Genomic DNA, 6,475 nt, shown 5'->3' with positions numbered 1-6,475 from the left:
TAAATGAGTAAGATCCCTTGGAGATGACAAGGTTGATAGGTTCGAGGTGGAAGCGTGGTGACACGTGCAGCTGACGAATACTAATAGATCGAGGACTTAACTAAAAAAACGAAAAGCGCAGGCGACTGCCTAGGGGTTACGCCCCTAGGAGCCGGAGCTAGATCTCGATGCCGGATAATGATTCTTATCTAGTTTTGAAGGTACTTCACCTTCCATAATCGAAGTATGGTGGCTTGAGCGAAGAGGTCACACCTGTTCCCATGCCGAACACAGAAGTTAAGCTCTTCAGCGCCGATGGTAGTCGGGGTTTTCCCCCGCAAGAGTAGGACGCCGCCATGCTTTGTAGGTAACATCTTCGATAAGCATTGTCTCTCATCGTTCTACTGTCTACATATAGAATTATTCCAACGTAGCTCAGTGGTAGAGCAATCGGCTGTTAACCGATTGGTCGCAGGTTCGAATCCTGCCGTTGGAGCCACTTTGCTTCCATAGCTCAGCTAGGTAGAGCGCTTCCATGGTAAGGAAGAGGTCGCCGGTTCAAGTCCGGCTGGAAGCTTTTGATACGAAGTTGTACTGGCCCGTTGGTCAAGTGGTTAAGACACCGCCCTTTCACGGCGGTAACACGGGTTCGAATCCCGTACGGGTCACCATTTACAATTGGAGGATTAGCTCAGTTGGGAGAGCACTTGCCTTACAAGCAAGGGGTCACTGGTTCGAGCCCAGTATCCTCCACCATTTGAGTATTTGTATTTCATTTGGATAGACACAGCTTACGATAAAGTAAGTTAGGGTGAAGTCCCTTGGCGTCATGATATATAGCCAAAACTTGTATAAGTGATAGGTTACTAAACAAATACGCAATGCCTTTTCTATGGAGGGGTAGCGAAGTTGGCCAAACGCGGCGGACTGTAAATCCGCTCCCTCTGGGTTCGCAGGTTCGAGTCCTGCCCCCTCCACCATTTTCTTATTGGGCTATAGCCAAGCGGTAAGGCAACGGTTTTTGGTACCGTCATGCGCTGGTTCGAATCCAGCTAGCCCAGCTTTTTTTATTTTGTCTGTGCTATGATGAACGTCATCATATTATATAGAGAGCCATTAGCTCAGTTGGTAGAGCATCTGACTTTTAATCAGAGGGTCGGAGGTTCGAATCCTCCATGGCTCATCCTTTTTCACATTTACTCGTTGATATTCATACGATGTTGATGTGTTTTTGTTTTTTCTAAAGATTCGTGCGGAAGTAGTTTAGTGGTAGAACACCACCTTGCCAAGGTGGGGGTCGCGGGTTCGAATCCCGTCTTCCGCTCCATATGACGGGGCCTTAGCTCAGATGGGAGAGCGCCTGCTTTGCACGCAGGAGGTCAGCGGTTCGATCCCGCTAGGCTCCATTCTATTACAAGCCTTCTGTTCTCTTAAGAACGGAAGGCTTATTTTTATGTGATACCAGTACAAAGAGGCGGGGGTTCTAGTAGATTATTTCACTCTGTTTAATCCTTGCTATGATAGGAATAGTCAGACATTTTATTTGTAAACGCTTAACGACCTGTCTCGTATATATATACAAGACTTTGTCCAGTTGAGTCATTTCCTCTTTTCTGTCTACAATAAAAGGAAGATAGAAAGGGAGGACGCATATATGAATCGACAATTATCCATCATTGGGGCACCAATGGATTTAGGACAGAACAGGCGAGGGGTAGATATGGGCCCCAGTGCTATACGGTATGCTGGCATTGTAGAGCGCCTAGAGCAATTAGAGTATGATATTGAAGATTTGGGGGATGTTGCTATTCCACGTCCCGATCGCAAAGAGGAGCAGAAGAGTCATCTTCGTAATTTAAAGGAAGTAGCTGAGGGGAATGCTAATTTAGCAAGGACAGTGGATGACGAGGTGAATAAAGGAAGATTTCCGCTCATAATTGGTGGTGATCATAGTATTGCGATTGGTTCTCTTGCTGGTATTGCGAAGCACTATAATCAATTAGGGGTCATTTGGTATGATGCGCATGGAGACTTGAATACAGAGAGTACTTCTCCTTCTGGCAATATTCATGGTATGCCATTAGCGGTAAGCTTAGGAATTGGCCATGAAGAGCTTGTCAATATCGAGTCCTATCAGCCTAAAATAAAGCCAGAAAATATTGTTATTATAGGAGCGCGCTCCTTAGATGATGGGGAGAAGGAATTAATTCAGGACAAAGGTATTAAGGTTTATACGATGCACGAAATTGACCGAATGGGAATGACCTCAGTCATTCAGGAAAGTGTTGACTATTTACAAGATAAATGTGATGGGGTTCATTTAAGTCTTGACTTAGATGGGCTGGATCCTCAGGATGCTCCTGGTGTAGGGACACCTGTAATGGGTGGCATGAGCTACAGAGAGAGCCACCTAGCGATGGAAATGCTGGCAGAGGCTGATATGATTACGTCTGCTGAATTCGTGGAAGTGAACCCTATATTGGATGAGAAAAACAAAACGGCATCAGTTGCTGTAGGCTTAATGGGTTCTTTGTTTGGGGAGAAACTAAAATAATTCATAAAAAAACAGCAGCTTATGCATTAAGTTGCTGTTTTTACTATTTATTAGAACTGCTTTCATATTGATTTAATAAAAAATCCAATTGAGCACTTACTTGGACAACCTCTTTAGAGGAAAGCGGCATACATGTTGCTAGATGTACCATTTTCTCTCTAGTAGATTCTATTTCATTTAATAATTCTTTACTCATAGGCAGATTACCCCCTTGTACCTTTTGCACTATCCATTTACAGTATTATATATCCGATTCTATTACATTTAAACACATTTTATAAAAAATAGAAAAAATATGGGCATTTATTTGGAAAAAAGATATTTTTTTTCATTTTTTGAAACCTGTGCGGGGTGTCTTTCGTAAAGGGAATAACCGCAAGCAGCGGAGGTATAGTAGATGGAGTTATTTATCAAACAGAAAATAAAAAAGGTTAAAAAGGGCGATCAAGCTGCCTTCGAAGAGATTGTTAGTTTCTATCAGAACAAAGTGTACCAGATTTGTTTTCGAATGCTGGGGAATGCACATGAGGCAGAGGATATTGCACAGGAAGCTTTTGTTCGGGCCTATACGAATATCCATTCCTTCGATGAAAATCGAAAGTTTTCCACTTGGTTATATCGTATAGCAACCAACCTGTCCATAGATAGAATCCGTAAGAAGAAGCCAGATTACTTCTTAGACGCAGAGGTAAAGGGGACAGAGGGGTTAACGATGTATTCGCAAATATCTGCGGATCAAGCATTGCCTGAGGAAGAAGTAGAAAGCCTTGAATTACAAGAGTATATTCATACTCAAATTCTAGGGCTTCCAGCGAAGTATCGATCTGTTATCGTACTACGCTACATTGATGAGTTATCTTTACAAGAGATAAGTGACATACTGGATATACCGGTAGGGACTGTGAAGACTAGGGTTCATCGAGGTAGAGAAGCACTTCGCAAAAAGCTTCGTCACGTGTAAAAGGAGTGATGGGAAATGAAATGTCCAAAAGAAGCAGTAGCTTTAATGCATAAATATCTTGACGACGAGTTAACTAAAAACGAAGAAAGAACGTTACGCAGCCACCTAAATGGCTGTGAGACATGTCAGCACCATTTTCATGAATTGAAACGAACGATTGCAATGGTACAAAGTACCAATCAAATACACGCACCGGACAACTTTTCTTCTCGTGTGATGCAAAACTTACCTTCTGAAAAGCGAACGCAAGGGTATAAGCGCTGGTTCCGAGCACATCCAATGATTACGGCCGCAGCTATTTTCTTTCTCTTTATGTTTGGAAGTATCTTCTCCGTCTATAATGGCGATCAGCATTTGAGTGTGTCCAAGCAAAAGGATATTGTTATTGAAGATAATACCGTTATTGTCCCGGAAGGAAAGGTTGTGGAAGGGGATTTAGTGGTGAAAAACGGCAACCTTCGTATTGATGGGAAGGTAGACGGGGACGTTGTTTTAATCAACGGGAAGAACGTAATGGCCTCGGCAGGAGAGGTTACTGGCGAATTGGATCAGGTTAACCAGGTGTTTGAATATATTTGGTATAATGTTAAGAAGTTAACGAAAGAAATATTCTCTCTCGATGAGTAATAGGATGAATGGATGAGATAGAAGTCACTTTTTAAAGTGGCTTCTTTTTTATATCATAAGTCTTCTATATCATATAAGGAATATTTTAGTAAAAATCCAAGCTGTCTTTCCTGTGAAGACGGGTTTAGTTTCCTCTATTTACATAACGTTAATGTTATTGAGGGCGCCGTTGTGTTATTTTTTGTATAGTAAATTATGATATAATGGAAATACTGTTTACATTACATAAGTTGTACAGGACATCGACATTCGAATTAAGGGACAAAAGGAAGTGTAGGCATGCTTGATGGGGGATTTGAAGTTTTAGATTACTTACGAATAATAATTGATGTAGCCCTTGTCTGGTTTGTTTTATATAAATTAATCATGTTAATTCGGGGCACAAAGGCGATTCAATTACTGAAGGGTATCTTTGTTGTGCTTGGGATATGGCTAGTGAGTTATTTCCTTCAACTGAAAACATTAATGTGGTTAATGTCTCAAGCAATTACTTGGGGCTTCTTGGGAGTAATAATTCTATTCCAGCCAGAGTTACGTCGAGCATTAGAACAATTAGGACGAGGGAGCTTCTTCGCCCGTAATTCCAGTGCAGAAGATGATTCCATTAAAACGGTAGAGGCCATTATTAAATCGTGTAATTATATGGCGAAGCGGCGGATAGGTGCCCTCATCACCATAGAGCGAGAAACGGGGATGGGTGATTATGTGGAAACTGGGATTCCAATTGAAGGGCATCTTACCAGTGAACTGCTGACCAACGTGTTTATTCCGAATACACCTTTACACGATGGTGCCGTTATCATAACAGAAAATCAAATAACAGCAGCTGCGTGCTATCTCCCATTGTCTGAAAGTCCATTCATTTCAAAAGAATTAGGGACAAGGCATAGAGCTGCATTAGGGATTAGTGAGGTCACTGATGCGTTAACGATTGTTGTTTCCGAAGAGACAGGAGCTATTTCCTGTACGAAAAACGGTGAGCTTCATCGAGAATTGGATCATGAGGCGCTGCGAGATATTCTGCAAAGTGAATTAGGCGGTATGGCGAAAGATCCTGCTTCCAAGACGTGGAACTGGAGGGGGAAAAAGGATGGATAGATGGTTAAAGAACCCATGGTTTATTCGTGTCTTAGCGCTTATATTAGCTTTGTTACTTTACGCATCCGTTAATCTTGATGAAACTACTACAGAAACGGGCTCGATTTTACCGGAGGGAAACAAAGAATTAACAAGTATGAACAACATCCCTCTTCAGGTTTATATGAATGATGAGAAGTATGTGATTGAAGGAGTTCCTCAAAATGTAACCGTGACGGTCGAAGGACCAAATTCTGAAGTTACGAAAACAGTAAGGCAGAAAAATTTCGATGTCTATGTTGATTTAGAAAATCTGGAGCCAGGCACTCATACGGTGCCAATTGAGCATCGTGGTATTTCTAATCAATTATCTGTGTACATGCAGCCAGAGGAAGTAGAGGTTACGATTGAGGAGAAGTCACAGGCTAGTTTTAATGTGGACATTGATTTTGTGAACCGTGGAAGTATGGAAGAAGGGTTTGAAGTAGGGGATCCTAAGGTAGAACCCGCTAATGTACAAGTAACTGGCTCTAAGACGGAGGTAGCCAAGGTATCGTTAGTAAAGGCTATCGTAAATCTTAGCGGAGCTAGTGAAGATATATCTATTAAGGATGCACCAGTAAAGGTGTATGATCAACAGGGCAATGAGCTAAATGTATTTGTAGAGCCAAATACCGTTCAAGTAGATGCTCCAATAGTGCCTCCTAGCACAGAGGTATCTTTAGATATACAAACAAAGGGGGACTTGCCGGAAGGATTAAGTATTGAGTCTATTACTGCAAACCCAGAGAAAGTGAATGTATTTGGTCCTTCTGATACGCTGGGTGATATAAGCGTCATCGATGGCATAACCGTTGACCTATCTACCATTTCAGAGGATACGACGCTGGATGTGGATGTACCGGTACCAGAGAATGCGACAAAGGTAGAACCAGGATCAGTAAAAGTAAAAGTAGATGTAGAAGAAACTGCAGAAAAAACAGTGAATGATGTTAATCTGGAAGTGAGGAATCTTTCAGAGAACCAGAATATTACGTTTCTGGATCCGGAGAGTAAAAGCGTTAATCTAACCATTCAAGGCACCAAACAAGAACTCGAAGCCATTGAAAAAGATCAGTTCGAAGCTTATGTCAATGCGGAAGATGCAGAAGCAGAAGAAGCGGAACTTCCGATAGAAGTTAAGGGGCCTGATAATGTGAAATGGAATATGAGTACAGAGAAGGCAAGAGTTCGTATAGAATGACAAATAATACATCTGCAAAGATTGAAGGAGCGAT

The 6,475-nt window shown here is 41.9% G+C and carries 6 protein-coding genes, 9 tRNA genes and 2 rRNA genes; 16 read left to right on the top strand and 1 reads right to left on the bottom strand.

Translation table 11 applies throughout. The features are described 5' to 3' along the window. The 12 genes from ACFFGV_RS09530 to rocF form a co-directional block, all read left to right on the top strand. A 23S ribosomal RNA gene (locus tag ACFFGV_RS09530) occupies positions 1 to 104 on the top strand; the annotation flags it as partial. Positions 105 to 224: 120 nt separating this feature from the next. Further along, a 5S ribosomal RNA gene (gene rrf, locus ACFFGV_RS09525) occupies positions 225 to 339 on the top strand. 64 nt (positions 340 to 403) lie between these two features. After that, positions 404 to 478: transfer RNA gene (locus ACFFGV_RS09520), tRNA-Asn, on the top strand. A gap of 4 nt (positions 479 to 482) precedes the next feature. Next, a tRNA-Thr gene (locus tag ACFFGV_RS09515) sits at positions 483 to 556 on the top strand. A 19-nt stretch (positions 557 to 575) separates the two neighbouring features. Continuing rightward, positions 576 to 650: transfer RNA gene (locus ACFFGV_RS09510), tRNA-Glu, on the top strand. Positions 651 to 659: 9 nt separating this feature from the next. Next, positions 660 to 735: transfer RNA gene (locus ACFFGV_RS09505), tRNA-Val, on the top strand. A 138-nt stretch (positions 736 to 873) separates the two neighbouring features. Beyond that, positions 874 to 959, top strand: a tRNA-Tyr gene (locus ACFFGV_RS09500). Between the two features lie 9 nt (positions 960 to 968). Beyond that, positions 969 to 1,040, top strand: a tRNA-Gln gene (locus ACFFGV_RS09495). Positions 1,041 to 1,089: 49 nt separating this feature from the next. Then, a tRNA-Lys gene (locus ACFFGV_RS09490) sits at positions 1,090 to 1,162 on the top strand. A 69-nt stretch (positions 1,163 to 1,231) separates the two neighbouring features. Continuing rightward, positions 1,232 to 1,306: transfer RNA gene (locus ACFFGV_RS09485), tRNA-Gly, on the top strand. Positions 1,307 to 1,312: 6 nt separating this feature from the next. Continuing rightward, positions 1,313 to 1,385: transfer RNA gene (locus ACFFGV_RS09480), tRNA-Ala, on the top strand. Positions 1,386 to 1,633: 248 nt separating this feature from the next. Further along, positions 1,634 to 2,533, top strand: a complete 900-nt coding sequence (gene rocF, locus ACFFGV_RS09475; protein WP_377347087.1) for an arginase — start codon at positions 1,634 to 1,636, stop codon at positions 2,531 to 2,533. A 43-nt stretch (positions 2,534 to 2,576) separates the two neighbouring features. Here rocF and ACFFGV_RS09470 read toward each other — a convergent pair whose 3' ends face one another. Further along, entirely contained in the window at positions 2,577 to 2,729 is a 153-nt protein-coding gene (locus tag ACFFGV_RS09470; RefSeq protein WP_377347085.1) for an aspartyl-phosphate phosphatase Spo0E family protein, read from the bottom strand. A gap of 201 nt (positions 2,730 to 2,930) precedes the next feature. On the opposite strand from ACFFGV_RS09470, the gene sigW reads away from it, so the two are divergent. The 4 genes from sigW to ACFFGV_RS09450 all read left to right on the top strand — a co-directional run bounded on the left by sigW (position 2,931) and on the right by ACFFGV_RS09450 (position 6,441). Then, entirely contained in the window at positions 2,931 to 3,494 is a 564-nt protein-coding gene (gene sigW / locus ACFFGV_RS09465; RefSeq protein ID WP_377347083.1) for an RNA polymerase sigma factor SigW, read from the top strand. Between the two features lie 15 nt (positions 3,495 to 3,509). Beyond that, complete coding sequence (locus ACFFGV_RS09460) at positions 3,510 to 4,121, top strand: zf-HC2 domain-containing protein (protein WP_377347081.1); 612 nt, start codon at positions 3,510 to 3,512, stop codon at positions 4,119 to 4,121. 279 nt (positions 4,122 to 4,400) lie between these two features. Beyond that, complete coding sequence (cdaA, locus tag ACFFGV_RS09455) at positions 4,401 to 5,219, top strand: diadenylate cyclase CdaA (RefSeq protein ID WP_377347079.1); 819 nt, start codon at positions 4,401 to 4,403, stop codon at positions 5,217 to 5,219. After that, positions 5,212 to 6,441 carry a CdaR family protein gene (locus ACFFGV_RS09450; RefSeq protein ID WP_377347077.1) on the top strand — a complete coding sequence of 410 codons (1,230 nt, stop codon included), beginning with the start codon at positions 5,212 to 5,214 and terminating at the stop codon, positions 6,439 to 6,441. The genes cdaA and ACFFGV_RS09450 overlap by 8 nt, the downstream gene beginning before the upstream one ends. Positions 6,442 to 6,475: the final 34 nt, after the last annotated feature.

This window comes from Pontibacillus salicampi (assembly GCF_042434395.1).
GTDB lineage: Bacteria > Bacillota > Bacilli > Bacillales > BH030062 > Pontibacillus > Pontibacillus salicampi.
Note: the sequence above shows the minus strand (reverse complement) of the source record. Positions and strands in the feature narration are given on the sequence as shown.

Excerpts from the sequence above, each read along its gene's own strand:
- rocF (WP_377347087.1), top strand. The coding sequence starts at position 1,634 with ATGAATCGACAATTATCCATCATTGGGGCACCAATGGATTTAGGACAG.
- ACFFGV_RS09460 (WP_377347081.1), top strand. The coding sequence starts at position 3,510 with ATGAAATGTCCAAAAGAAGCAGTAGCTTTAATGCATAAATATCTTGAC.
- ACFFGV_RS09450 (WP_377347077.1), top strand. The coding sequence starts at position 5,212 with ATGGATAGATGGTTAAAGAACCCATGGTTTATTCGTGTCTTAGCGCTT.
- cdaA (WP_377347079.1), top strand. The coding sequence starts at position 4,401 with ATGCTTGATGGGGGATTTGAAGTTTTAGATTACTTACGAATAATAATT.
- sigW (WP_377347083.1), top strand. The coding sequence starts at position 2,931 with ATGGAGTTATTTATCAAACAGAAAATAAAAAAGGTTAAAAAGGGCGAT.
- ACFFGV_RS09470 (WP_377347085.1), bottom strand. The coding sequence starts at position 2,729 with ATGAGTAAAGAATTATTAAATGAAATAGAATCTACTAGAGAGAAAATG.